Genomic DNA, 25,081 nt, shown 5'->3' on the forward strand with positions numbered 1-25,081 from the left:
GTCCCTTCGGCGATGGTCGATGCCGGAAGCGCTCAGCGCCGGTCGGCGGGTACCGCGAAGGATTCGAGACCGTAGCTGCGGCAGGCGGCCACGAGCTTCTCGTACTGGAAGCGGTTGTAGGCAAGAGGTTGCATCAGCAACCGGTCGGGCAGCGTCCGCCAGGCGAGCTGCAACAGCCACACGTAGAGCGCGAATTCCGCGTCGTGGCGCGGTTTGAGTTCGAATCCGGTGAGCTGCTGCACGGCCGGATGCATGGCTTTGGACGAGCACACCTGGATCACGTGCCCGGCCACCGGTCGCAGGGCCAGCCACATCGGGGTCAGGGCCCGACGGGCCAGCGGCGGCAGCCCGAGGGTGGGCAGCGGCAGTTTCGTCAGATCGGCGAACTTCTGCACGAGGAAGGGATTCTCGGCCAGTTCCTGGGTCGCCATCTGGTCGTAGTAGGTGCGCGCCTCGGCGAGGTCGGCCGGCAGTTTCCCGGCGGCACTGGGTAGTTCGAGATCGGCGAAGGCGGCCCGCAACTGTTGATAGGCCGCCTCCTCCTCTTCCGGGCGCAGTTCGGTCCCGGTGCAGTGGGTGAAGGTGTTCAGCACGACGAAGATGCCGCTCACCGCGATCCACCTCCAGGTGAAGGGATTCAGCGCGCTGTACTTGACCTCGCCGAACGCCGCGCTGCCGGACCCACGGACGTCGCGGTGCCTGAGTTTGAGCCATTCGGCTTCGGCGCGGCGGTCGTCGGAATCACCCCACAGCGCGATCATCGCCGAGACGCCGCTGCGGACACCGCGATCGGCGAAGTTCTGCTCGAACCGGCCGGTCCGGTCCACGGCGGCGGCCACCGGGACCAGGGCTACCTGGTCGAAGGCGGCGCCGGCGAAGGCGCCGGCCAGGACACTGCCGGAATGTTTGCGGAATTCACGCAGTACCTCGGGCCGGACTCGGGGGTCGGTCGACTTTTCGGCGGTGCGCTCCGTTGCGTGGGTCGCCATCTCGTCACCTCGGGGCGGGAAGAAGAACAGAAATGATAGATTGAACGCCTCCATTCTATCATTCGGTCGGCGTGGAAACCATGGTCCGGCGCGCGGATCCGGTGCCCACGCCGGGTGCGGTGCCGAGGCGGTAGGCTGATCCGAATGGAAACAACGGCTGCGCAGTGGACCGAACTGCAGCAGTTGGACACCAGATCCCGCACGATCGTCGACGCCGCGCGCGAATGTTTCGCCGCGCACGGGTTCGAGGAGACGACCATGGTGCGGATCGCCGAGGTCGCGGGCGTCGGCGTGGCCACCGTCTATCGTCGTTTCGGTACGAAATCCGCGATCGTGCGGTACGCGCTCATGGCCGAATCGCAGCGGCTGGCAATGATCGTCGCCGACGCCATGCACCGGTCCGCCGGCCCGGTCGGGGCGCTGGCGGATATGTTCGCCGCGTTCGTCGGTGAGGCCACCGCACCCAAACTGCTGACCCGCAGCCTGCGCGTTTCCGGCGCGGCCGGCCAGCTCACCGATTTCCTCACCGACGACGATGTCATCCAGCAGGGACGCGGACTTGTGGCGCAGTTCCTGACCTATTGGCAGGAGCGCGGGGAGCTCGGCAGTTTCGACCCGGAGGTGGTGGCCGAACTGTTCGTCCGGCTCACCGTCTCGTTCATCTCCAACCCGCGCGGGGTGCTGCCGCTCGGGGATACCGACGCGGCCCGGGCCTTCGCCCGCCGCTACCTCGCACCGCTGATGTATCCCCATCCCGGCAGCAACTGACCGGCCTTCGGGGGCGGGCCGATCGGCGGCGGCGCCGACCGGTGCGGATCAGCCGCCGGGCACGATCGTGATCGGCTCGCGCGGGGTCTCCTGCCGCGGGCGCACCGTATACGCGGCCGATTTCAGTTCCCGCTTCCTCATCTTCTGGATCTGCTGATGATGTTTCCGGGCGTGGTAGGCGATCGGGAAATAGGTCAGCCGGTCCGGCAGCACCCGGTAGGCGAACCGGATCACCGTGTAGGCGCGTTCCAGTGCCCGCTGGTCCGCGTCGGTCCACTCGGCGCCGATCATCGTGCGCAGGCGGGGATCGAGCAGCCCGACGATCGACAGGTAGTTGAAGCGGATCATGGGGTACCCCAGCAACCGCGCGATACGGCCCGCGGGAAATCCCATGGCCCGGAACTGGTCCAGATCACCGGTCCGCAACTGACGGTACTGTTCGCGCACCTCGTCGTCGGCGGAGAGTACCTCGGTCACGATGTACTCGTAGTACTCGTCGAACTCGGCGCGGGTCTGCGGATACCCCTTCATGGGAACCTGCAGGATGCGGGCTATCCGGATATTGTCGCGCAGCAACTCCTCGAGTTCGGCATCGGTGAACTCCCGGCCCCTCAGCAGCGGTCCGGCCTTCGCGGTGGTCACGTAGGCGGTGGCGATCACCCACTGGTAGGCACCCGGATGCAGGGCACTGATCTGTTTGCCCTCGCTGCCCTTCATACGCAGCGGCGCGTGCAGCGACCGCAGCCGCCGGCCGTCCTGCACGGCCTCGATACCGCCGTAGGTCCAGCGCAGTACGGAATCGACGGAGCGGATGGCGCGCCCCGCCGGATCGGTCTTGGCGACCGAGTACTTGTCGGTGACCTCGCGGATCACCGGGTGCAGCCCCTGCATCGCGAAGGCCGCGCCCTCCATCATGAGATAGGTCCAGTGCCCGACCATTTCGGCGGTCAGCGAGTCCGGCGGGACCAATTCGATCGGATCGTCGGCGGCCGGGTGCCCGCCGCTGCGCGGGGTATCGGACGCGGATGCGGTGGTCATACGTTCTCCTGGGTAGTGGGTGGAACGTTCAGCAGGGCGGGACCCCCGGTCCGGGTGCGGTCTCCCCCGCTCCGGCCGCCGGCCCGGACCCGCTCACATCGGTGACGGTCCAGTGCGCGGCCCGATTCAGGGTCAGGGTGTAGGCGGTGTACAGGTCGCCGTCGCGGCCGGTGACCTTCGCGGCGAGCATCGTGGCCGTGGACCGGTACTCCATCTGCGCGAGCCACGGGCACACCAGGTCCACAGCGGCAGACAGTTCGGTGGCGAGTTGCGGCATGACCCCGTCCGCCGACGGCACCCGCCAACGGCGCGGCGCCGACGTTATCGGTGATACTGCCGACCTGGACGGCGATGACCACGCTCACATCCGCCACGGCCGCAACAGGTCCACCGGCCGGGGCAACGCGAGCCTGGGACATGGCGACTCCTAGCGCGGGCGGTCCCGCGTCATCGAGGAGGACCGCATCGGCGAACCGAAATCCACAGTGATAGTGAATCCAGCCCTAGGCTATCAATTGTTCGGGCGAAACGGCGTCGATCAGTAAGATTCGATCGATGGAAGAGTGTCGGCGAATCCCGGGCGGCCATACTCTCGATCCCCGGTCGCGGACGACCCGGATCAGGCGGGCGTCACCGACACCGGGACGCCGTTGAACACAGCGTTACCGGACGGGACATCCAGCACCGAATCGTCGGTCAGCGCATTGGCGTTGACGCCGGCGTGCTGCCGCGCCACCTGCTGAGAACTGGTCGCATGCCCCCAGCCGTGCGGCAGGCTCACCACTCCCGGCATGATCGAATCGGTGGGCTCGATCGGCACCGTGACCGACCCGGCCGCGGATTTCACCAGCGCCCGCTCCCCCAGTCCGAGCCGGGCGATATCGTCGGGATGGATCTGCAGGGTGCAGCGATTCGTCCCGCCTACCAGCCGCGGCGCATTATGCATCCAGCTGTTGTTGGAACGCAGATGGCGGCGCCCGATCAGCACCATCTCCGCCGGCGCGGTCGCGAATCGGGCACGCAGGCGGTCGAGATCGGCCAGCAGCGCCGCCGGCGCCAGCTCTACCGTCCCCGAGGCGGTGCGCAGGACTTCGGCCAGGCGCGAACGCAGCGGACCGAGGTCGAGACCGTGCGGATTGTCCAGCAGGGTACGCAGATTCAGGTGCCCGCCGTTCCATTCGCCGTAGGGCCCCAGCCGCAGCATCAGGTCCAGACGCTGCTCGGTACTCGTACTACCGGTGAGCTCGTGCCGTCGCTGTTCGACACCCGCCTGCCGCAGCGTGGTATCGAGGACGAGTTCGTCGAACGCGGCCAGCGGATCGTAATCCGTGGCCGGGTTGTGCGGCAGGCCGCTCACCGCCGCCGCCAGCCGGACATAGACCGCGGCCTCCGACGGTCGGTCCCCCAGCGGCACCAGCGGCGGCGAGAACCGGGCGTAGTTGCGGACCGCGAACTGCAGCAGCGCGAAATCGTAGTGCGGGGACTGCACCGGACGCGGCGGCGGCAGGATCACATCGGCGTGCCGGGTGGTCTCGTTGAGATAGCAATCCAGGCTCACCATGAAGTCCAGCCCGGCGAACGCCGCGTCCAGCCGAGCGCCGCTCGGCGCCGACAGCACCGGGTTGCCGGCCGCCGTGATCAGCGCCCGCACCTGCCCGTCGCCGGGGGTCGTGATCTCGTCGATCAGGGTGGCCACCGGCAGTTCACCCATCGACTCGGGCAGGTCGCGGACGCGACTGCGCCAGCGGCCCGGCCGGAACGGTTTGGTGCGCACGATCCCGCGGACCGCGGCCGTCGCGAACATGGCGCCGCCGGGAGTGTCGAGATTGCCGGTGAGCACGTTGATCACGTCCACCAGCCACTGGGTCACCGTGCCGAATTCGGCGGTGCAGGTGCCGATCCGGGCGTACACCACCGCGGTCGGAGCGGCCGCGAGTTCACGCGCGAGCCGGCGCACGGTCTCGGCGGGCACCCCCGTACGCGCGGCCACGGTCTCCGGATCGAATTCCGCGGCCGCGGCCCGCACCTCGTCCAGGCCCGCGACCGCGATACCGACGTCGGTCAGCCCCTCGGCGAAGAGCGTGTGCACGATCCCGAACAGCAGATACGCGTCGGTGCCCGGCCGTACGAAGAGGTGCTCGTCGGCGCGGGCGGCCGTGCGGGTCCGGCGGGGATCCACCACGATCAGGCGGCCGCCCCGCGCCCGCAGCGCCTGCAATCGGCCCGGGAAGTCCGGCGCGGTACACAGGGAACCGTTCGACTCCAGAGGGTTGGCGCCCAGCATCAGCACGTAATCGGTGCGGTCCAGATCCGGGACCGGGACGGCGAGCGGATCCCCGAACATCAGCCCGCAGGCCACCTGTTTGGGCATCTGGTCGGCGGTGCTGGCGGAGAACACGTTCTTCGTCCCCAAGGCCCGGATCAGCGCCGGCGCGTACAGGGTTCCGGCGACGGTATGCGCATTGGGGTTGCCCAGATACAGCGCGATCGCCTGAGCGCCGTACTCGGCCCGGATCGCCGGGATGCGCGCGGCGATCAGATCGAATGCCTCCGCCCAGCCCACAGTCCGCCACGCGCCGGTGGCACGGTCCCGGACCATGGGTTCGGTGAGGCGATCGGGGTCGCCGTCGAGCTGCCCGAAACTGGCTCCTTTGGGGCACACGAAGCCCTTGCTGAACGGATCCAGCTTGTCACCCCGCGCACCGGTCACCCGATCCTGTGAGTCGACGGTCAGCTCCAGACCGCAGGCCGCCTCACACAACGGGCAGGTGCGCAGCAGGTTCCGGACGGCGGTATCGGGTGCGGCGAGGTTCGGTGCGACCATTCCACCATCATCACTCTTTGAGACACCGGGCAAAAGGTGTATTGAGAGAATTCGAATAGATCTGTCGCAAGTGCGGCCCGGGTCACCAGAGCCCCGGGCCCGCCGATCCGGAGGCGCCTTCGAGGGGCACCACCACACCTTTCGCCGCCGATTCGCGGGCCGCCTCGAGGACCCGCAGGCCCGCCAGGGCGTCGGCGGGGTCGACCGGTACCGGCGCACCATCCAGGACGGCGGTGGCCACGGCCGCATAGAAGGCGGGGTAATCGCCGGGCAGGGTCGCGTACGGTGCCGGGTTGTCACCGGCACCGAGCACACCGAAATCCGCTTCGTCGGCCTCTCCCCACGGAGTCCCGTCGCCCGGGCGGTGTCCGGCGCGCAGCGCCGCCTCCTGAGGGTCCAGTCCGTGCACCTCGTAGCCTGCGCGGTCCCCGAGGACCCGGAAGCGGGGGCCCAGTAGCGGGGCCACCGCGCTCGCCCACAGGTGGGAGTGCACACCGCCGGTATGGGTCAGGGCGAGGAACATATCGTCGTCGGTGCTGACCCCGGGGCGGCGCCGGGCCAGTTCGCAGTAGACGCTCGCGACCGGGCCGAACAGGGTGAGCGCCTGATCCACGAGGTGACTGCCCAGGTCGTACAGAATGCCGGCGGCGTCGGCCGGGCCGCCCAGTTCGCGCCAGCCGCCCTTGGGCACCGGACGCCAGCGCTCGAACCGCGATTCGAACCGGCGCACCGGGCCCAGCGCGTCCTCGGCCACCAGCCGGCGCACCGTCCGGAAATCGCCGTCCCAGCGCCGGTTCTGGAAAACGGTCAGCACTCCCCCGGTGTCCCGGGCGTAGCGCAGCAGATCCTCGGCTTCCGCGGCGGTCACGGCGAAGGGTTTGTCGACCACCACCGCCGCCCCGGCCGCGAGCGCCCGCCGGGCCAGTTCGGCGTGCACGCGGTTGGGTGCGGCGACCACGACCACATCGATCCCGGACATATCGGCGAAAAGACTGTCGGTATCGGGCAGTACGCGCACCCCGGGGTACTCCTGTCGCGCCTGCTCCGCCCGCTGCGCCGAGCCGGTCACCACCGCGGCCGGCCGGAGCCGGGGTTCGGCGGCGACGAGCGGAGCGTGGAACACCGCCCCGGCCAGCCCGTACCCGATGATGGCGACTCCGAGACTGCTCATACCCGCCGACGTTACCCGGCGAGCGCGTTCATCCCGCGGAGGTCAAGAACGACAACCGCACCTCACGATCCGGATTGTCGATATTGATATCGACCAGCGCGATGGACTGCCAGGTGCCCAGTGCCGGTTCACCGTCCAGGACCGGAACGGTCGCGTACGGGGCGATGAGGGCGGGCATCACATGAGAACGGCCGTGTCCGGGCGATCCGTGCGCGTGCCGCCACCGGTCGTCGGCCGGGAGCAGGTCACGCAAGGCGGCCAGCAGATCGTCGTCACTGTGGGCGCCCAGTTCCAGGATCGCGATCCCGGCGGTGGCGTGCGGAACGAAGAGGTGCAGGAGACCGTCGCCGCCGGCGTCGTTCACGAACGCCCGGCACTGCGGGGTGATGTCATGAACCACTTCGCTGCGGCCGGTGTGCACCGCGATCACTGTGCTGCGCATATCCGGGCAGCCTACGCGGGCCCGGCCGGACCGGCCGCGGGACGCGCGCCACGGATCCGGTAGCGCTCGGCCAGTCCGGACAGTACCGGTGAGCATCCGGCGTCCAGCCGCCGGTCGGCGAGGCCGTCGCTACGGGTGGCGCCGCGGTTCACGATCACCACCGTGCCGCCGTCGCGGGCGACCCGGTGTACGAAACGACGACCGGACAGCACGGTCAGGCTGGATCCGGCCACCAGGATCACGTCCGCCGCGTCCACCATTTCGTAGGCGGCCGCGACCCGTTCGGGCGGCACACTCTCTCCGAAGTAGACGATATCGGGCTTCCACATCCCGCCGCACCGCGCACAATCCACCATGCGGAAACCGCTGGTGTCCTCGACCACCGCGTCGGCGTCGGGAGCCACTTCCAGCCCGGTCACCGAGGCGGACGCGAAGCCCGGATTGGCCTGCTCCAGCTGTTCGGCCAGCGCCATCCGGGAAATGCGCGCTCCGCAACCCAGGCAGCGCACCTGGGCATAGCTGCCGTGCAGGTCGATCACCCGGCGGCTGCCCGCCTTGGTGTGCAGCAGATCGACGTTCTGGGTGATCACGCCGGTGACCGTGCCCCGGCGCTCCAATTCGGCCAGTGCCCGGTGGCCGGCATTGGGACGGGCGGCGTCCATGTACCGCCAGCCCACATGATTACGCGCCCAATAACGCTGCCGGAACACCGGATCGCCGACGAACTGCTGGTAGGTCATCGGCGTCCGTGGTGGGGCATCCGGTCCGCGGTAGTCGGGGATACCACTGTCGGTGGAGATCCCCGCGCCGGTGAGCACGACCGTGGACCGATCGCCGATCAGCTCGACGAGATCGTCGAGGGCATCGGACCGGGCGTCCGGGCGCGGCGGGGTGAGCAGTGCCGTTTCGGGCATGCCCCGAGCGTACGTGCCGGTCCGGCCCCACTCACCCGGGGCCGGAGAGCACCGGTCAGGTCTGGACGCCGGCGAGTTTGCCCGCTTCCGCATCGAGACCGAGCATGGCCAGCAGATTGCGGCAGTCGGCGGCATCGGTGGAGTGGCCGGCCACGATCCGGGCCGCCACGGCGCTGCGGCGGGCGGCCTCGGCGCGTTCGGCACTGCGGATTTCGGCGAATTCGGCCAGATCGGCCTCGGGAAGATCGTGTTCGACGGCGGTGGGACGGCTGGATATGCCAGGCATGGGTCTCCTTCGAGTTGTCCGAAGCCTACGCCGAGGGCCGGTGACGCACAGCACAACCGAAAACTCGAGCCGGCCGCGGGAACACTCCCGCTCCGGACCCCATCACCTGCGCCGACCAGGACACGGACCGGTGTCACGGCCACCGCGCCGGACATCGGAACCCAGAACAGTTGGGCGCCATCGGCAACCGGAAACGACATGCCGAACGATTGCCGGAATCGATAGCCGATCATCGGGTAATGTGCTCCAGGTCATAACGCGGCCGAGGGGACGCCGTCGCGTCGATTCGGTGTCACAGGTGCGCCGATGTCCTTTTTGCGGCCCTTGTTTTTTATGACATAACTCCTCTAAATTCACCTCCTGCACGTTCACCAATTTGGAATGCTCGTGTTCCGCTGTTGCGGGGGCGGGATTCCACCCCAGCGAGGAGGTTCACCGGTGGAGATCGACCACTTCAGCCATGGCTGGCTCACCCCCGTGGTCGCATACGTCATGTCGTTCACCGGATCGTTGCTCGCGCTACGGTGCATGAGCCGCGTACACAGTGGATCACCGTTCGACGGCTGGCTCATCGCGGCATCGGTCGCCCTCGGCGGCACGGGCATCTGGGTGATGCACTTCATCGCCATGCTGGGTTTCCGGATCGACGGCGCCGCGATCCGGTATGACGTACCCGTCACTTTGGTCAGCGCCGTGATCGCCATGGTCGTGGTCTGGCTCGGACTGTGCCTGGCCCAGCGGCGCCGGCTGGGCGGCCAGAGCCTGCTGGTCGGCGGCGTGGTCACCGGGATCGGTGTGGGCGCGATGCACTACGCCGGTATGTACGCCATGAAGACCGATGTGGAGATCGGTTACGAGTGGTCGACCGTGGCGTTGTCCATGGTGATCGCGGTGATCGCCGCGACCGCCGCGCTCTGGTTCACCCTCAATGTGCGCGGCACGCTGGCCACCGTCGGCGCCGCCCTGGTGATGGGCGTCGCCGTGGCCGGTATGCACTACACCGGTATGTACGCCATGCACCTGGGCGAACAGCACCATATGACGCCCACCGGCGCCGGCGCCGCGCAGCTGCTGACCCCGCTGATCGTCGGCGTCAGCCTGCTGACCGTGGGCATGCTGTTCCACCTGGGCCTGACCGAGGTGAGCGGCGGCGCGGCCCTTACGCGCCGCCCCGCCGCCGACAATTACTGGCCCACCCGCGACTGACCGGAAGTCGTCCACATCGCGGCATTTCCGGCCGATTGCCCGAAATGCGTCACTGTGACACGACCCGTGCCGGATCCGCTGCCGTCTCCCCCGATAGCATCAGGGGGTGCGGCAGCGGATCATCCTGGACGTGGACACCGGCGTGGACGATTCCCTCGCCCTGCTCTATCTGCTCGCCAGCCCGGACGCCGAGATCATGGGGATCGCCTCCACCGCCGGCAATGTGCCCGCGGCCCAGGTCGCGATCAATAATCTGGCCTGGCTCGAGCTGGCCCGGGCCCCGGAGATCGAGGTGACCCTCGGGGCGGCCGAACCGCTCGAGATCCCCTTGCGCACCACCGAGGACACCCACGGACCGCACGGCGTCGGCTACGCCGAGCTCCCCGCCCCGACACGGCGCATCTCCGATCGCAGCGCGGCGCGGATGTGGGTGGATCTGGTACGCCGCCATCCCGGGGAGCTGACCGGGCTGTGCACCGGGCCGCTCACCAATCTCGCCCTCGCCCTGCGCGAGGAACCCGAGCTGCCCCGGTTGCTGCGCCGGCTCGTGATCATGGGCGGGGCGTTCGACCATCCCGGCAACACCACACCGACCAACGAGTGGAACATCCACGTCGACCCCGAGGCCGCGAAGATCGTCTTCGACGCCTTCTCCACCGCCCCGCCGGACCGCCGTCCGCTGGTCTGCGCCCTCGATATCACCGAAACCATCGAGATGCGGCCCGCCCACCTGATCAGACTGGCCGAACGGGCCGGTAGTCATCCGATCGAGAAGGTATCGCCCACCGACCCGCCCACCGCGCGTTCGGCGGCAAGCAATCCGATCATCCGATACCTGACCGACGCGGTCCGCTTCTACTTCGATTTCCACCACGGGTACGACCTCGGCTATCTGGCCCATATGCACGACCCGTTCGCGGCCGCGGTGGCCCTGGACCCGGCGCTGGCGCGCACCCGGCCCGCCACCGTGGACGTCGAGCTCACGGGCACACTCACGCGAGGCGCGACCATCGCCGACCGGGCCGGGATGTGGGGGCGTCCGCCCAACGCCGATATCGTCGTCGGCACCGACCCCGTGCGTTTCTTCGATCGCATGATCGCCCGGATCGGCGATCACGCGCGCACCGTGTATCCCGGCGAGCCGGTCGGCGAGCCCATCGCCCGGCGGCGATGACATTCCGGCCGCTCCCGCCCGACCCGATCGAGAGGTACGAACGTGAACTCTTCCGGTGCACATGAGGTTCCGGCCGACGAGGCGTATCTGGCGGAGTTCCGGCAGCGGCTGGGTCTGCCGGGAATGATCGATGTGCACACCCATTTCATGCCGCACCGGGTGCTGCGCAAGGTCTGGGCGTATTTCGACGAAGCCGGTCCGCTCACCGGGCGCCCCTGGCCGATCACCTATCGCGCCGACGAACCCGTCCGGCTGGAGACGCTGCGCCGCTTCGGGATTCGCGCGTTCACCGCACTGGTGTACCCGCATCGGCCCGAGATGGCGGCATGGCTGAACGAGTGGACCGCGAAATTCGCGGCCGAAGTGCCGGAATGCCTGCACACCGCCACGTTCTACCCCGAGCCGAGTGCGGCGGGCTACGTGGCGGCGGCGGTGGACCAGGGTGCGCAAGTGTTCAAGTCGCATATCCAGGTCGGCGCCTACGACCCCCGTGACCCGCTGCTCGACCCGGTCTGGGGCCTCCTCGAGGACGCCGGCGTACCCACCGTCATCCACTGCGGTTCCGGCCCGGCGCCCGGCGCGTTCACCGGACCCGAGCCGGTCGCCGAGGTGCTGCGGCGGTTTCCGCGCCTGCCCCTGATCGTGGCGCATATGGGCATGCCCGAATACCGCGACTTCCTCGACCTCGCCGACCGGCATTCCGGCGTTTCGCTGGACACCACCATGGCGTTCACCGATTTCACCGAATCCGACGTCCCGTTCCCGGTGGCCGACCGCCACCGTTTGCTCGACCACGGCGACCGGATCATGTTCGGTAGCGATTTCCCGAACATCCCGTACCCGTACCGGCACGCCGTCCAGGCCCTGGAACGGCTCGAGCTGGGCGACGACTGGTTACGCCGGGTCTGCTATCGCAATGCCGCCGACCGGTTCGGCCTGCCCTGAGGAAGATCTCGGCAGCGGCCGGCGCCGATGCGGTCCGGTGTCAGGCCGGTCTTTCCGTCGCGACCTCAACCCGCGCGGCCGGCTCCTCCGGCGTACCGGCCCCCGCCCAGCGGATCAGCGCCGCACGACATTCGGCGATCTCGCCGGGCGTCGGCGCGGTATCGGTGGCCCAGGCCACCCGGCCGTCGGGTCGCAGCAGCAGTGCGGTCGCCGTGGTGTCCTCGGTGCGTGCGCGCACCACGCCGACCCGGTTCGGCAGGCCTGTGAGGGCCGAGGACCACGCCCCGCCGGCGCCGAGGTCCAGCAGCAGTGGGCGGTAGTCCCGGAGCAATTCGGCCAGGCGCACCACCGCGCCGTCGACGCGCAGCGTGAGGTCCGGGGCGCTGTAGCCGACGAGCGGATGCGGGTTCGCGACGCCCATGTCGTAGCGCACATCCGTCCCGGCGATCACCGCGGCCACCCGCGCGACCGCGGACTCATCGGTGAGCAGTTCGGCGAACACCGTACGCAGAGCGGTGGTGTCCCCGCCGGGTGCGAGCAGCGCCGATTGGGCCCGGGCGGCCAGTTCCGTCCGGGTGGCCGCCTGCCGGCGTTCCCGGTCGTAGCTGTCGAGCAGACCCGCCGGCGCCCAGCCCGCGATCTCCGCGGCCAGTTTCCAGCCCAGTTCCACCGCGTCCGCCAGCCCCACGTTCAATCCCGGCCCGCCACCGCCGGTGTACACGTGCGCCGCGTCGCCGGCCAGGAGAACCGGCCCGTCGCGGAACCGTTCGGCCACCCGGGTGTGCCCGCCGCGCAGCCGCCGCAGCAGATGGGGTCCGGGCCCCTCGGGATCACCGAGCGGGATCTCGGCGCCGAGGACCCGGGAGATGCTGGCCCGCATCTCCGCCAGCGTCATCGGTTCATCGGTCGGGGGTTCGTCCCATTCGACAGTGGACAGCATCGGCGGCCGGCCGGCGAACGGGGCGTAGGTGAAACCACCGTATTCGGTGCGCAGCGACAAGAACGGCCGGATCGGGCCGAACCCGGGCACCCGCAGCTCACCGGATACCGGGTCCACCCACTCGGCGGGAATCGCGGCGTGGACTGTGCGGGCGGTCGTGCGGTCGTATCCGATGCCGGGGAAACCGATACCGCGCTGTTTGCGGACGATGCTGTGGGCTCCGTCGGCGCCGACCAGGTAGCGGCCACGAAGATATGCCGAGCCGTCCGGGCCCGAGACCTGTACCGCGACCCCCTCGCCGTCGTTCTCGACGGCCACGATCGCCGCGCCGCGGCGGATCTCGATACCGAGTTCGGCGGCGTATCCGCCCAGGGCGGCGACCAGTTCCCGCTGCGGGATCGGCAGGGTGTAGATCGGCCCGTCGTCGAGCAGGCTCAGATCGAGGGCCAGTCCGCCGAACATGAAGTACCGGTCGTTGGGCCGGGGTGGACCGGATGTCCCGCTGAGCCGCTCGTACAGCCCACGCCGATCCATCAGCGGCACCACCTGGCCCACCAGGCCGTTGGCCCGCGGTTCGGTCTCGGCGTCGGCGTGGCGTTCGACCACGAGCGGCCGTATCCCGGCCCGGCCCAGCTCGCAGGCCAGCAGCAGCCCGACCGGCCCCGCCCCGGCGATGATCACGTCGTAGCGCATCTCAACTCCCGGCATTCGGTTCGGGCAGCCCGGCGGCCACCTGGGTCAGCGCCGCGCGCAACGCGGCGGCGAGGGATTCGGGCGGCCGGGTGGTGCGGGCGTGTTCGGTGGCGACCGCACAGGCCGAACCCACCACCGCGGCCACCAGTTTCGGATACAGGTCCCGGTCGGGATCGGCGCCGACCCGTCCGGCGACGGCCGCGGCCAGTTCCCGCTGCGCGAGCGCGTCGGCCTCCAGGACGGCACCGCGTACCGCGGACTGGGAGAGGATCTCCCCCACGCCCTCGGCCCAGCGGGTATCGCCCGACCAGTTCGCCTGCGTATCGCCCTCGCCCACCTCGTATCCGTGCATGACCGCGGCGGTGATCGCGCTCCAGAGCGGTTCCGACGCCGGGCGGGCGCCCAGCAACCGGCCGATCTCGTACATCCGGTCCAGGTGCCGGGAGGCCACGGCTTCGGCTTTGCTGCCGAAATAGTTGCGGAAGGTCCGATCGGAGACACCGACGGCGGCCGCGATCTCCTCGACGGTGACCGCGTCCCAGCCCTTCTCGATCGACAGCCGGATGGTGGCGAGACTCAGCGCCAGGCGCGTCTCCCGTTTCTTGCGCTCCCGTAATCCGGGTTCGGCATCGTCCATGCCCACCACGGTACATAAATTTTCCAGAATGGAAAGATTTCCAATCCGGAAACTTTTTCAGCTGTCGAAAGCGTCCAGCAGTTTCTGCGCGGCCAGCGCCGCGGTCAGGGTCCCGTCCCGGACCTCGCGTTCCACTTCGCCGCGCAGCGCCTTCACCTTCGAGTTGTCCGCCAGCCGGCGAAGCAACTGGTCATGCACCATGGTCCAGGTCCAGTCGACCTGCTGACGGCGGCGCTTCTCGGCGAACTCGCCCGCATCGGTGAGCACCCGGCGGTGTTCCAGCACGGTCTGCCAGAACTTCTCCAGGCCGACCCCTTCCAAACCGCTCATGGTGAGCACCGGCGGCCGCCACAGCGCATCGTGCGGATGGATCAACCGCAACGCCCCGGACAGTTCCCGGGCCGCCGACTTCGCCTCGATCTCGTGCTTACCGTCGGCCTTGTTCACCGCGACCAGATCGGCCAGCTCCAGCACACCCTTCTTGATGCCCTGCAATTGGTCACCGGTACGCGCCAGGGTGAGGAAGCAGAAGACATCGACCATGTTCGCCACGGTCACCTCGGACTGCCCCACCCCGACGGTCTCGACCAGGATGACGTCGTACCCGGCCGCCTCGAGCAGCACGATCGTCTCGCGGGTCGCCTTCGCCACCCCGCCGAGGGTGCCCGCCGTCGGGGACGGCCGGATGAAGGCGTTCTCCTCTACCGACAGCCGCGCCATCCGGGTCTTGTCACCGAGAATCGAACCGCCGGTCCGCGTCGACGACGGGTCCACCGCCAGCACGGCGACCCGGTGCCCCTGCCCGATCAGCTGCATACCGAGGGAGTCGATGAAGGTCGACTTCCCCACTCCGGGCACCCCGGTGATCCCCACCCGGTTCGACAGTGCCGCACCGGTTTCCGGGGTCAATCGGAGCAGCAGCTGCTGCGCCTGATCCCGATGGTCGGCCCGGGTGGACTCCACCAGGGTGATCGCCCGCGCGAGGGCGGCCCGCTCACCGGAGCGGACCGCCTGCGCGAGTGCTTCCACGTCGACGACACGTGTGCTCATCCCTGGCTTTCGACCCCGGATCCACTGTCGCCGGAACCGAGTTCGTGCCCGAGCGCGGCACCGAGCTTGCGCAGCAGATCGATCGCCGCGTCGGCGATCACGGTGCCCGGCGGGAAGATCGCCGCCGCACCCGCCGCGTACAGCTCGTCGAAGTCACCGGGCGGGATGACCCCGCCGACGATGACCATGATGTCGGGCCGGCCGACATCGGCCAGTGCCTGCCGCAGGGCGGGCACCAGCGTGAGGTGACCGGCGGCCAGCGAGGACACACCGACGACGTGCACGTCGTTGTCCGCCGCCTGGCGGGCCACCTCTTCGGGGGTCTGGAACAGCGGGCCCACATCGACATCGAAGCCGAGATCGGCGAAGGCGGTGGCGATCACCTTCTGGCCGCGGTCGTGCCCGTCCTGGCCCATCTTCGCAACCAGGATGCGTGGACGACGCCCTTCGGCTTCGGCGAACTCGTCCACCAGATCCCCGGCGGTGGTGATGTTGGTGACCTTGCCGGCCTCGTCGCGATACACACCGGACAGGGTACGGATCTCGGCCTGATGCCGGCCGTAGACCTTCTCCAGCGCGTCGGAGATCTCGCCGACGGTGGCCTTCGCGCGCGCGGCGTCGATGGCCAGGGCCAGCAGATTGTTCTCCATCCCGCCGGCGGACGACGCGGCGGCCCGGCCGAGCTCACCCAGCGCCCGGTCCACCGCGTCCTGATCGCGGTCGGCCCGCAACTGCCGCAGCTTCTCGATCTGCTCGGCGCGCACCCGGGAGTTCTCGACCTTGAGGACCTCGACCTCGTGATCCTCGGCGACCTGGTACTTGTTGACGCCGATCACCGGCTGCTGACCGGTATCGATCCGTGCCTGGGTCCGGGCCGCGGCCTCCTCGATGCGCAGCTTGGGGATGCCCTCGCCGATGGCCTGGGCCATCCCGCCGTGCGCTTCGACCTCGGCGATATGCGCCCGGGCCCGTTCGGCGAGTTGATGGGTCAGCCATTCGACGTAGTAGGAACCGCCCCACGGGTCGATCGGCCGTGTGGTGTTGGACTCCTGCTGGATCAGCAGCTGGGTGTTGCGTGCGATCCGGGCCGAGAAATCGGTCGGCAGCGCGAGTGCTTCGTCGAGCGCGTTGGTGTGCAACGACTGCGTGTGCCCCTGGGTCGCGGCCATGGCCTCGATACAGGTGCGGGCCACATTGTTGTAGGCGTCCTGCGCGGTCAGCGACCAGCCCGACGTCTGCGAATGGGTCCGCAGCGACAGCGATTTCGGGTTCTTCGGATCGAACTTCGCGACCAGTTCGCTCCACAGCAACCGGCCCGCCCGGAGTTTGGCGACCTCCATGAAGAAGTTCATTCCGATGGCCCAGAAGAACGACAGCCGCGGCGCGAACTTATCGATCTCCATGCCCGCGTCGATCCCGGCCCGCAGATACTCCACGCCGTCGGCGAGGGTGTAGGCGAGTTCGAGATCGGCGGTCGCCCCGGCTTCCTGGATGTGATAGCCGGAAATCGAGATGGAGTTGAACTTCGGCATCTTCGCGCTGGTGTAGGCGAAGATATCGGAGATGATCCGCATCGAGGGCTTCGGCGGATAGATGTAGGTGTTGCGGACCATGAACTCTTTCAGAATATCGTTCTGAATGGTTCCGGCCAGCTGTTCCGGCGCCACGCCCTGCTCTTCGGCGGCGACCACGTACAGCGCCAGGATCGGCAGCACCGCGCCGTTCATGGTCATCGATACGCTGACCTGATCGAGCGGGATGTGGTCGAACAGCTGGCGCATGTCCAGGATGGAGTCGATGGCCACCCCGGCCATACCGACATCACCCTGTACCCGGGGATGGTCGGAATCGTAGCCGCGGTGGGTGGCCAGGTCGAACGCCACCGACAAACCCTTCTGTCCCGCCTGCAGATTACGACGGTAGAAGGCATTGGAATCCGCGGCCGTGGAGAAACCCGCGTACTGGCGGATCGTCCACGGCTGGTTCACATACATCGTCGGGTACGGCCCGCGCACGAAGGGCGCGACACCGGGCACGCTGTCGAGCGGGAAACCGGCTTCGGCGACGGCATCACGATCGGCCTTGGTGAACACCGGCGGGACATCGATTCCCTCCGGGGTCGACCACACCAGCTGCTCGGGAGCGTAGTTGTTCGCCGCGGCCGCCTCCTGCACGAAGGAGTCACGGGCGCTCTGGTCGGCCTTGCCGGGTGTGAAACCCGGCTCGGTGAGCGGTACGTCGGCGAAACTGCCGACCTCCTGTTCGATTCGCTGTGTCGTCATCAGGCTCCCACCTTCTCCAGCAGGGCGGTCAGGGCGGTGACCGCGTCGATCCGGGCCGCCAGGAACCCGTCCGGACGCCGGGCCTCCTCGATACCGGTCAGGACCTTCTCCGGGCCGGCCAGCAGCACGGTCCCGACTCCGGCGCCGCGCAGTTGTTCCACCGCACCGGCCGCATCGGTGCCGTAGCGCGCGTCGGTACCGCAGAGCACCGCGATCGCGGCTCCGGATTCCCGGGCCGCCACGGCGATATCACTTTCGGCGAGCGGCCCCGGGTTGATGGATTCGATACCGCCGGACGCCAGCAGGTTGGCGATGAAGGTGACCCGCACATTGTGCTCGGCCACCGTGCCCAACGGCACCAGCAACGCCTGCGGGCGGCGGCCGTGCGCCGCGAGGTAGGCGTCCGAGCGATCGCGCAGCGCGTCGAAAGCGGCACCGTAGCGCCGGCCGGGGCCGGCCGTGCGGGCGGCTTCCGACAGCGGCGCCTCGGCGAGGTTCGGGAATTCGTTCACCCCGGTCACGGCGGTACGGCGATGGGCGATATCGCTTTCCCGGCGGGTGTTCGTCTCGGCGATCCGGGTGGCCACCAGACCCGCGTCCAGCGCGGCCCGGTAGCCGCCGGCGGCTTCGATCTCCTGCATGAACTCCCAGGCGGCGACGGCGAGTTCGTCGGTGTGGCGCTCGACGTACCAGGAACCCGCGCCGGGGTCCTGGACGTGCCCGAGATGGGATTCCTCGAGCAGCAGCAGCTGGGTGTTGCGGGCCATCCGTTCGGAGAACGATGCCGAGACCCCGAGCTCACCGGCGGGCAGTGCGGAATCGAACGGCAGCACGGTGACGGTATCGGCGCCGCCCACCCCGGCGCCGAAGGCGGCGAGGGTGGTACGCAACAGGTTCACCCAGGGGTCGCGCCGGCTCATCATGGCCGCCGAGGTCACCGCGTGCTGCGGGGCCGCGCCCTCCGACGGCGCGCCCAGCGCGTGGGCGACCCGCGCCCACAGGCGCCGCGCGGCCCGGAACTTGGCGATGGTGGCGAACTGGTCGTCGGTGGCGGCGAACCGGAACTCCAGCTGCCGCAGCGCTTCGGGGACCGGCAGCTCCCCGGACAGCACGCGCAGGTATTCGAGTCCGGCGGCGACGGCCGCACCCAGTTCCTGGGCGTCGGAGGCGCCGGCATCATGGAAGACGGTGCCGTCCACGGTGATCGCCCGGACGGTTTCGGGCCGCTGCCCGGCAGCGACGGCCAAGGCCGTGGTCTCGGCGAGGCCGATATCCTCGGTTCCGGCGAACGCGCTGGTGAGGGGTGCCGCGCCGAGAGAGACCCGGATGGCGGCGCGATCGGGCGCCGGATACCGGTCGAGCACCTCGTAGACCGCCGCGGCCGCGGCCGCGGTATCGGTCCCGGCACGCAGGGCCAGTGGCGCCAGCTCGAAGAGCAGACCGTCGAGCGCGGCGGCGATATCGGCCACCGGCAGACCGTGCGCACCGACCCCGAGTTCCACGGCGCTCAGGCCGTTCTCCAGTCCGCCGGTGATCTCCCGGTTGGCGGCCGCGGCATCGGCGGCGCCGATCCGGGCACTGACGAACCAGCCGCGGTGGACATCGCGGGTGGCGTCGCCGCCGCGGACGAACGGGTAGGCGCCGGGCAGCGGCTGCTCGGGCAGTTCGTCTCGGCGCGTGTACAGCGGCGCGATACTCAGCCCGTCGTAGGTGGACTGGTTCAGTAGCTTTTCGGGTTCCGCACCGAGTTCGGCCGCGTCGACCTTGCGGGTCTTGGCCAGCACTCCCGCCACACCCTTGCGCCAGGCGGGATATTCGGGCACCGCGGACGAGGACGGATCAGCTCCGGCCGCGGGCTCTGCAGCAATCGGCATACCCTGTTCCCTCATTGTCGTTCCAGTACAAGCGCACCACTGGTGTGCGCGGGTACCTTGGCATCCGCCCAGCTCAGCGAATACTTTGGTTAACGAGCATTCAGCCCGCTCCTCCGATGCTAGCGGGATGCCCGTACGGCATCGTCCGTGGCCACCACTACCAGCGAGTAACCTCCCGGCGGCGAACCTCGTCACGCCTGTTCACCGGCACCCGGGGGCACGGCCCGATCGCTCCCGCACTGCTCGGCGAGCCACTGCCGGGCGACCGGTAATCTCGGCCGGTGTCCCGAATGCTCCGCGACCGGCGGCTGGTCCTGCTCCTGTGCGGCGCCGCGCTCGTCTGCGCGGCGGCCCTGCTGACACCCCTGCCGAGCCCCGCGCAGATCCAGCAGTGGGCCGAGGAGGCCGGCCCATATTTCCCGGTGCTGTTCTTCGTGGCACATACCCTGATCACCATCGCCCCCGTCCCGCGCACCGTGTTCACGGTGGCCTCGGGCCTGCTGTTCGGGCCCGCGGTCGGGCTCGCGGTGGCCGTGGGCGCCACCGTGCTCAGTGCGGCCGCCGCATTCCTCCTGGCCCGCGCCTACGGACGCGATCGGGTGGGCGCGTACCTGGACCATCCCACCGTGCGACTCGTGGACGAACGCCTGCACCGGCGGGGATGGCTCGCCGTGGGCGCGCTCCGGTTGATCGCCTTCGCACCGTTCTCGGTGGTCAACTATTCCTGCGCCCTGTCCTCGATCCGCTTCTGGCCGTATCTGGGCGCGACGGTCGCCGGGATCCTGCCCGGCACCGCCGCGACCGTCGTCCTGGCCGACGCGCTGACCGGAGGTACCCATCCGGTGATGGTGGCGGTCTCGATCGCCTGTATCGCCGCCGGACTGCTGGGCCTGGTGATCGATCAGCGATGGAAACCGGCAGTGGCGGATCCGGTCACTGTCCTCGACTGACCGCGGAGCGCTACACCACAACCAACCGACCTGGCGGCTGTACCGCGTCCTGTCCACACCGGCGGCGGGTCAGGGCTGATCCGCCGTCTCGCGGACCTCCAGCGGCCACCGCTCGAAGTCCGGCGGTTCGGCTGCTTCGCGGATCGTGACGGCGTGATCGATGTAGTAGCCCACATGGGCCGCGTCGGGATTGCGCCGACCGGCCTCGGCGAGCCAGCTGTGCGCGCAGCGCAGTACCTCGGCGACGTCGTAGGCCGGGTCGACGTCCAGGACCAGATCGCCGTGCTCGGGTGCGACCAGCACCGCGGCGCCGAGGTGCTGCAGACAACGCCCGATACCGTTGTCGTCGGCCAGCTCCCGGTAGACGGTCAAGGCGCGCTGCCAGCAGCGCAGCGCGCCGCGGGGTTCACCGCGCGCCCAGGCGACCGCCCCCGCGACCTCGTGTACCCGGGCCCAGCCGTCGGCGTTCTCGTCGTCCCGGGCGCGCAGAGCGGCCAGCTCCAGCCGATCCTGGGCGGCGTCGAGACGGCCCTGATGGATATGCGCCACCGCGAGGTCGGTCAGCACACGCACCTGGTTCGCCAGATCTTCACGCGGTAGCCGCCACCAGGCCGCCCGCAATCGATCCACGGCGGTGGCCAGTTTCGCGGGGGTGTCCGCCGATTCGAGCAGCGCCAGCCCGGCGGCGTGTTCGGCCCGGGCGCCGACCCCGCTCGCCCGGCGCCACCACGGTCGCCACCGCCACGGTGGTGGCTCGTCGGCCCTTCCCGCGCGCAACTGGATCGCCCGGTGGTGACCACCCAGCACCGCCGGCCCCAATTCGATCAAATCCTCTGCGACCGCGTGTATTTCGCTGTTGTCGGCCGGACCGACGGCATACCAGGTGCCGAGCGCGTCACCGATGCGAACCAGCTGGGCGGCCGTGGCCGGTGGGATCGCTGCGGCGAAATCCCCACGGCAGCACTGACGCACCAGCGCGCGCAGGCGCGGCTCCTCCACGGCGAACCAGCGGCGGGCCTGCGGCCCGAACGGTACCGTGGTGGCCCCGATGGCCCAGCCGGTGGCCCGGTCGGCGCTGTGGCGCAGCAGTGCGAAAAGGGCCGCCTGCCACATCGGCCCGGCGATCGCGGTGTCGCGGTCCGGTACCTCTGGCGCACGGTCGAGCCGGTAACGCTGGGTTGTGTGGCAGACCAACACCCGATCCGAGATCAGCTGTTCCAGCAGACCGGTCGCGGTCCATCGTTCGCCCAGGGCGATCGGCTGCTCCCCGGCCGAGGAGCTCCCGATCTCCGCGACGAGGGCCAGCTCCATCCCGACCGCCGTCAGGATCGCCTGCACGGTGGCGGCGTCGTACTCGGTCACCGGCAGGGCGTGCAGCGCGGCGGCGACCGGATGATCACCGAGATCGTTGCTGTCGGCGAGCGCAGCGGGTGGCGGCGGCGGGTGCGGGACCGGTGGACCGGTGAGCGGCGGACCGTCCAGGTCCGCGAGTAGATCGCGGCGGCGCCGCAACCGGCGCCGGTCCCGCCGTTCGTCGGTCAGCCGGAAACCGGTGTAGATCAGGGCCAGGACGACGAGGAGCACCGCCAGCCAGCGCAGTCCGGAAGCCACCAGCTGCACCTCGGCGCTCTCGCCGAACGAATTCATGACCAGGTTGCGGCCCAGTTCCAGCAGCAGGGCCGAGGCCAGCACCGAAAGACCGCTCAATACCCCCGACACGACCGAGGTCCGCGGTAGCGGTTCTCTCATCGCAACACCCCCCCGGTCAGTCCGGGCACGATCCAGCGCCGCCAGGTCGCCAGCACCAGCGCCACCGGCAGCAGTGCCGCGATCAGCGAACCGGCCGCCAGCTGGGCGGCGTTCTCACCGAACTGCCGCGCCTCCCCCCACAGCAGTAGCGACCAGGGTGAGGCCCCGGCACCGCTGATCAGCAGGCCGACGATGAAATCGTTCCACACCTGGACGAATTCGAGTACGGCTACCGCGCCCAGCGCCGGACCCGCCGAATCGAACAGCCGGCGGCTGATCGTGCCCGGGGCCGCCAGCCCGCGTAACGCGTCCGCCGCCGGGCTACCGGGTGGGGCCGCGACCGCGCCGCGCAGGATCAGCACCGCGATCGGCAGCCCGGCCGCGGCGTGCACGAGCACGAGCGGCACCCGGGTCCCGGACAGGCCGTGATCGTCGATGAAGATGTCCAGCGGGCCCAGGTACGCCTGGACCGGCAGTACCGCCAGCACCACGAGCCCGCTGACGAGGGTGCGGGTCACCCACCCGGCGGGAGCCACCGCGAGACGGTAGGCCAGTGGCGCGGCGGCCGCCACCACGATGATCGTCGCGAGCAGCGCCACCCAGAATGTCGCCTCGACCGAATGCAGCAGCCACCGGTCCCGCCAGACATCGGTGAACGCGGCCGCCGACCAGCCGTCCGGCCCGCGGAACGCCACCACCACGAGTACGACCAGCGGTATCACCGCGAGCACCGAGACCGCTCCGATCACGACGCCGCGGGCCCACCCGGCGAAAGTACTGTCCGCGGGCGCGGCATGCAGCTCATGGGCGGAATGAGCGGCGGGCGGAAAACCCGCGCGACGGTCCCGGAGGTCGGTCTGCAGCGCCCAGGCCGCCACCCCGAGCAATGCGGCCAGCGGGAGAGCGTAGGCGGCGGCCTCGCCCGCGGTGGCGGGGTCGGTGGCCAGCCGCCACCACGACACCGTGGCACTGTCCACCTGGTACTGGACCGAGCCAGGTACGCCGATGAGCACCACGTCGAAGACGCGCGCCGCGGCGACCCCCACCACGAGCCCGGCCACCAGGACTATCGGCCGCTGCAGCGTGAACAACCGCCATACCAGCGCCGGCCCGGTCTTCTCCCGCAGTCGGGTCCAGCGCACGGGGTCGCGCTCCAGGGCCCGGATACCCGCCCGGAACACCCCGATCAGGAACCCGAGCCAGGTCCACAGAAAAGCCGAGCCAAGCATCACCACGAACCAGGCGCGGTACCCCGGGAACCCGTCGAAACCCAGCCGTGCGCCGGTGTACTGGAAGATCAGCCGGAACGCGACCCCGGACACGATCGCGGAGATACCGAACGGCACGATGAGCGGCAGCCACAGCCCCCGGCTGAGCCGGCTCCACCAGGCCAGCAACATCGCCGTCACCAGCAGCGCGGCCGCGAACGCCATCCAGTACAGACTGCGGGCGTACGATTCGTCCGACCAGTACAGCACGGCGATCGACACCGCCGCCACCAGCGCCGGAACCGCCCACAGGCGCCGATTCACGCCGCGGCGGGCCGCCTTCGTCGCGGCCACGAAGGCGACCGCCGCCACCACGCAACCGACCACCGGCCACCACCGGGTGCGTATGGCCAGCACGGCGGTTCCGGCGGCCGGTACCAGCAGCAGCGTCAGGAGCAGCACGGCGGGCAGGCAGGCGACCAGGGTGATCCCGCGTTGCGGCGGCCGCCCGGGCTCCAGCGGTCCGTGCATCGGCCCGAGTGGCAGTTCCACCCGCAGGCCGTGTGCTTCGAATTCCGGTGCCGCCGTCATCGCCAACCTCTTTCGAAACGCCCCAGGGTCGTGACCGCGGTCGCGGCGGCGGCAGCGACATCACCGCCGGTATCACCGACGGTGATCAGGAATTCGGTGAGCACCCGCCACAATCCGTCACGACCGCCCACCGCGCCGATACGGTCGGACAGATCGAAATCCGGCCAGTCGGCCAGTGCGGTGGCGGTGGGCGCCGACCAGCGCGAGTAGCGAGCCCGGGTGCGCAGATTGGGTCCGAGGAACCCGCCGACCTGTTCGATCCACGGCACCGGCGCCTGCTCGGCCGCCAGCGCGGCCACCACCGCGTCCGCACGAGGATCCGCCGACCGCGTCAGCACCATCACATCGCCGCCCACGATGCGCGGATTCTCCCCGCCCGGCCGCACGCCCGGGAAGGGCAGCACCGTGGCCGCTTCTTCGCTCCGGCCGGATCGCCGCAGCGCGTCGCGCACCACCGGCTCGGCGAAATCCGGCGCCGCCACCGCCAGCGCCCGCCGGTGTTCGAAGACATCGCGTACCGCGTCGGCGAACTGTTCGGTCAGCGCGGTGCCCACCCCGCCCGGTAACCCGTCCCGGATACCCCACAGCCCGCCCAACCGGGTGAAGGTCTTGTACACCGCCGCGGCGTCCCAGGTCCGCAACCCGGAGCCCAGGTCGCGATACACCTGTGGCGATTCGGCCAGCAGCAGGTTCTCGAACAGGTCGGTGAGCACCCAGCCGTCCGCAGCACCCAGGGCGAGCAGGCACCGGGACGCCCCGGCGGTTTCGCGGACCCCCGCGAGCCAGTCGTCGACCGACCAGCCGGCCGGATCGCCCAGCCCGGACGCCGCGAAGCCGTCCCGGTCGTACCAGATCAGCGATTTACCGCTCGCTTTGAACGGGACCCCGTAGACCCGGCCCTCGTAGTGGCACAGCTGCCGCCACTGCTCGCCGTAGCGCGGCCCGTCCGGGCCGGACCACAGCTCCGCCGGCACCTCCCGCAGCCGCCCGGCGGTGACCAGATCCCGGACCTGCCCGGCCTGCGGCAACATGACGATATCGGGGGCCGACCGGCCGCGTGCGGTGAGCGCGGTGCCGATCTCGTCACCCAGCGGCACCACCTCGACCGGCGCGGGCAGGGCCGTGGTGTCGAGCACCGACCGGAAGGCCGTCAATTCGAGTCCGCTCCAGGCGACCGCGATCCGTACCACCGCGCGGTCGCCGAGCAGCACATCCGGTGAGCAGGCCACCAGCAGCGGCGCGAGCGCGGCCGTCCGCAGCACGGCACGACGTGTTCTCACGATCCCCCGATGCGCTTGTCCGGCAGTGGGTTCCGATTATGACCCAGCTGCCGGCGCGGCGCGTGCTGTT

The 25,081-nt window shown here is 69.9% G+C and carries 21 protein-coding genes; 5 read left to right on the plus strand and 16 right to left on the minus strand.

Features of this window, described 5'->3' with window-relative positions:
- Positions 1 to 32: 32 nt before the first annotated feature.
- Positions 33 to 989, minus strand: a complete 957-nt coding sequence (locus IG75_RS0107720) for an oxygenase MpaB family protein (protein WP_030520473.1) — start codon at positions 987 to 989, stop codon at positions 33 to 35.
- A gap of 144 nt (positions 990 to 1,133) precedes the next feature.
- Between IG75_RS0107720 and IG75_RS0107725 the strand changes: the two genes are divergently transcribed.
- Positions 1,134 to 1,757, plus strand: coding sequence for a TetR/AcrR family transcriptional regulator (locus tag IG75_RS0107725; RefSeq protein WP_051714318.1), 624 nt, complete (start codon positions 1,134 to 1,136; stop codon positions 1,755 to 1,757).
- A 48-nt stretch (positions 1,758 to 1,805) separates the two neighbouring features.
- Here the strand turns inward: IG75_RS0107725 and IG75_RS0107730 are convergent, their stop codons facing one another.
- From IG75_RS0107730 to IG75_RS36155, 7 genes are all read right to left on the minus strand, one after another.
- On the minus strand, positions 1,806 to 2,795 hold the full coding sequence (locus IG75_RS0107730; RefSeq protein WP_051714319.1) for an oxygenase MpaB family protein: 990 nt from the start codon (positions 2,793 to 2,795) through the stop codon (positions 1,806 to 1,808).
- A 28-nt stretch (positions 2,796 to 2,823) separates the two neighbouring features.
- Positions 2,824 to 3,072: a hypothetical protein gene (locus IG75_RS0107735; protein ID WP_156058701.1), complete on the minus strand. Its 249-nt coding sequence runs from the start codon at positions 3,070 to 3,072 to the stop codon at positions 2,824 to 2,826.
- Positions 3,073 to 3,414: 342 nt separating this feature from the next.
- On the minus strand, positions 3,415 to 5,619 hold the full coding sequence (locus tag IG75_RS0107740) for a molybdopterin oxidoreductase family protein (protein ID WP_051714320.1): 2,205 nt from the start codon (positions 5,617 to 5,619) through the stop codon (positions 3,415 to 3,417).
- A gap of 82 nt (positions 5,620 to 5,701) precedes the next feature.
- Entirely contained in the window at positions 5,702 to 6,790 is a 1,089-nt protein-coding gene (locus tag IG75_RS0107745) for a Gfo/Idh/MocA family protein (RefSeq protein WP_051714321.1), read from the minus strand.
- A gap of 28 nt (positions 6,791 to 6,818) precedes the next feature.
- Positions 6,819 to 7,232, minus strand: a complete 414-nt coding sequence (locus IG75_RS0107750) for a secondary thiamine-phosphate synthase enzyme YjbQ (protein WP_030520479.1) — start codon at positions 7,230 to 7,232, stop codon at positions 6,819 to 6,821.
- A gap of 11 nt (positions 7,233 to 7,243) precedes the next feature.
- A complete protein-coding gene (locus IG75_RS0107755; RefSeq protein WP_051714322.1) occupies positions 7,244 to 8,146 on the minus strand; it encodes a Sir2 family NAD-dependent protein deacetylase in 903 nt (300 codons plus the stop codon).
- A 55-nt stretch (positions 8,147 to 8,201) separates the two neighbouring features.
- The gene (locus IG75_RS36155; protein ID WP_051714323.1) at positions 8,202 to 8,432 is read right to left on the minus strand and encodes a hypothetical protein; all 231 of its coding nucleotides are present in this window, start codon (positions 8,430 to 8,432) and stop codon (positions 8,202 to 8,204) included.
- Positions 8,433 to 8,870: 438 nt separating this feature from the next.
- Between IG75_RS36155 and IG75_RS0107765 the strand changes: the two genes are divergently transcribed.
- The 3 genes from IG75_RS0107765 to IG75_RS0107775 all read left to right on the plus strand — a co-directional run bounded on the left by IG75_RS0107765 (position 8,871) and on the right by IG75_RS0107775 (position 11,757).
- Positions 8,871 to 9,638, plus strand: coding sequence for an MHYT domain-containing protein (locus IG75_RS0107765; RefSeq protein WP_030520481.1), 768 nt, complete (start codon positions 8,871 to 8,873; stop codon positions 9,636 to 9,638).
- A gap of 106 nt (positions 9,639 to 9,744) precedes the next feature.
- Positions 9,745 to 10,812: a nucleoside hydrolase gene (locus IG75_RS0107770; protein WP_030520482.1), complete on the plus strand. Its 1,068-nt coding sequence runs from the start codon at positions 9,745 to 9,747 to the stop codon at positions 10,810 to 10,812.
- A gap of 123 nt (positions 10,813 to 10,935) precedes the next feature.
- Positions 10,936 to 11,757, plus strand: coding sequence for an amidohydrolase family protein (locus tag IG75_RS0107775; protein ID WP_081876754.1), 822 nt, complete (start codon positions 10,936 to 10,938; stop codon positions 11,755 to 11,757).
- Positions 11,758 to 11,797: 40 nt separating this feature from the next.
- Here IG75_RS0107775 and IG75_RS0107780 read toward each other — a convergent pair whose 3' ends face one another.
- The 5 genes from IG75_RS0107780 to IG75_RS0107800 are packed head-to-tail and all read right to left on the minus strand — an operon-like array spanning position 11,798 to position 19,233.
- Positions 11,798 to 13,390: an FAD-dependent monooxygenase gene (locus tag IG75_RS0107780; RefSeq protein WP_051714324.1), complete on the minus strand. Its 1,593-nt coding sequence runs from the start codon at positions 13,388 to 13,390 to the stop codon at positions 11,798 to 11,800.
- A gap of 1 nt (position 13,391) precedes the next feature.
- A complete protein-coding gene (locus tag IG75_RS0107785) occupies positions 13,392 to 14,027 on the minus strand; it encodes a TetR/AcrR family transcriptional regulator (protein WP_030520485.1) in 636 nt (211 codons plus the stop codon).
- 57 nt (positions 14,028 to 14,084) lie between these two features.
- Complete coding sequence (gene meaB, locus IG75_RS0107790) at positions 14,085 to 15,077, minus strand: methylmalonyl Co-A mutase-associated GTPase MeaB (RefSeq protein ID WP_030520486.1); 993 nt, start codon at positions 15,075 to 15,077, stop codon at positions 14,085 to 14,087.
- Positions 15,074 to 17,359, minus strand: a complete 2,286-nt coding sequence (scpA, locus tag IG75_RS0107795) for a methylmalonyl-CoA mutase (protein ID WP_030520487.1) — start codon at positions 17,357 to 17,359, stop codon at positions 15,074 to 15,076. The genes meaB and scpA overlap by 4 nt, the downstream gene beginning before the upstream one ends.
- Positions 17,359 to 19,233 carry a methylmalonyl-CoA mutase family protein gene (locus IG75_RS0107800; protein WP_030520488.1) on the minus strand — a complete coding sequence of 625 codons (1,875 nt, stop codon included), beginning with the start codon at positions 19,231 to 19,233 and terminating at the stop codon, positions 17,359 to 17,361. Before IG75_RS0107800 ends, scpA begins: the two co-directional genes overlap by 1 nt.
- Before the next feature lie 290 nt (positions 19,234 to 19,523).
- Here IG75_RS0107800 and IG75_RS0107805 point away from each other — a divergent pair, with 290 nt between their 5' ends.
- Positions 19,524 to 20,183, plus strand: coding sequence for a TVP38/TMEM64 family protein (locus tag IG75_RS0107805; protein ID WP_307686645.1), 660 nt, complete (start codon positions 19,524 to 19,526; stop codon positions 20,181 to 20,183).
- Positions 20,184 to 20,252: 69 nt separating this feature from the next.
- Here IG75_RS0107805 and IG75_RS0107810 read toward each other — a convergent pair whose 3' ends face one another.
- From IG75_RS0107810 to IG75_RS0107820, 3 genes are read right to left on the minus strand one after another with little or no spacing between them, the layout of a single operon-like run.
- Complete coding sequence (locus IG75_RS0107810; RefSeq protein ID WP_156058703.1) at positions 20,253 to 21,932, minus strand: tetratricopeptide repeat protein; 1,680 nt, start codon at positions 21,930 to 21,932, stop codon at positions 20,253 to 20,255.
- Positions 21,929 to 23,731, minus strand: coding sequence for an ABC transporter permease family protein (locus IG75_RS0107815; protein ID WP_030520491.1), 1,803 nt, complete (start codon positions 23,729 to 23,731; stop codon positions 21,929 to 21,931). Before IG75_RS0107815 ends, IG75_RS0107810 begins: the two co-directional genes overlap by 4 nt.
- Positions 23,728 to 25,011, minus strand: a complete 1,284-nt coding sequence (locus IG75_RS0107820) for an ABC transporter substrate-binding protein (protein WP_030520492.1) — start codon at positions 25,009 to 25,011, stop codon at positions 23,728 to 23,730. Before IG75_RS0107820 ends, IG75_RS0107815 begins: the two co-directional genes overlap by 4 nt.
- Positions 25,012 to 25,081 lie beyond the last annotated feature (70 nt).

Origin of the sequence: Nocardia rhamnosiphila NBRC 108938 (assembly GCF_000720425.1) — a bacterium.
Classification (GTDB): Bacteria; Actinomycetota; Actinomycetes; order Mycobacteriales; family Mycobacteriaceae; genus Nocardia; species Nocardia rhamnosiphila.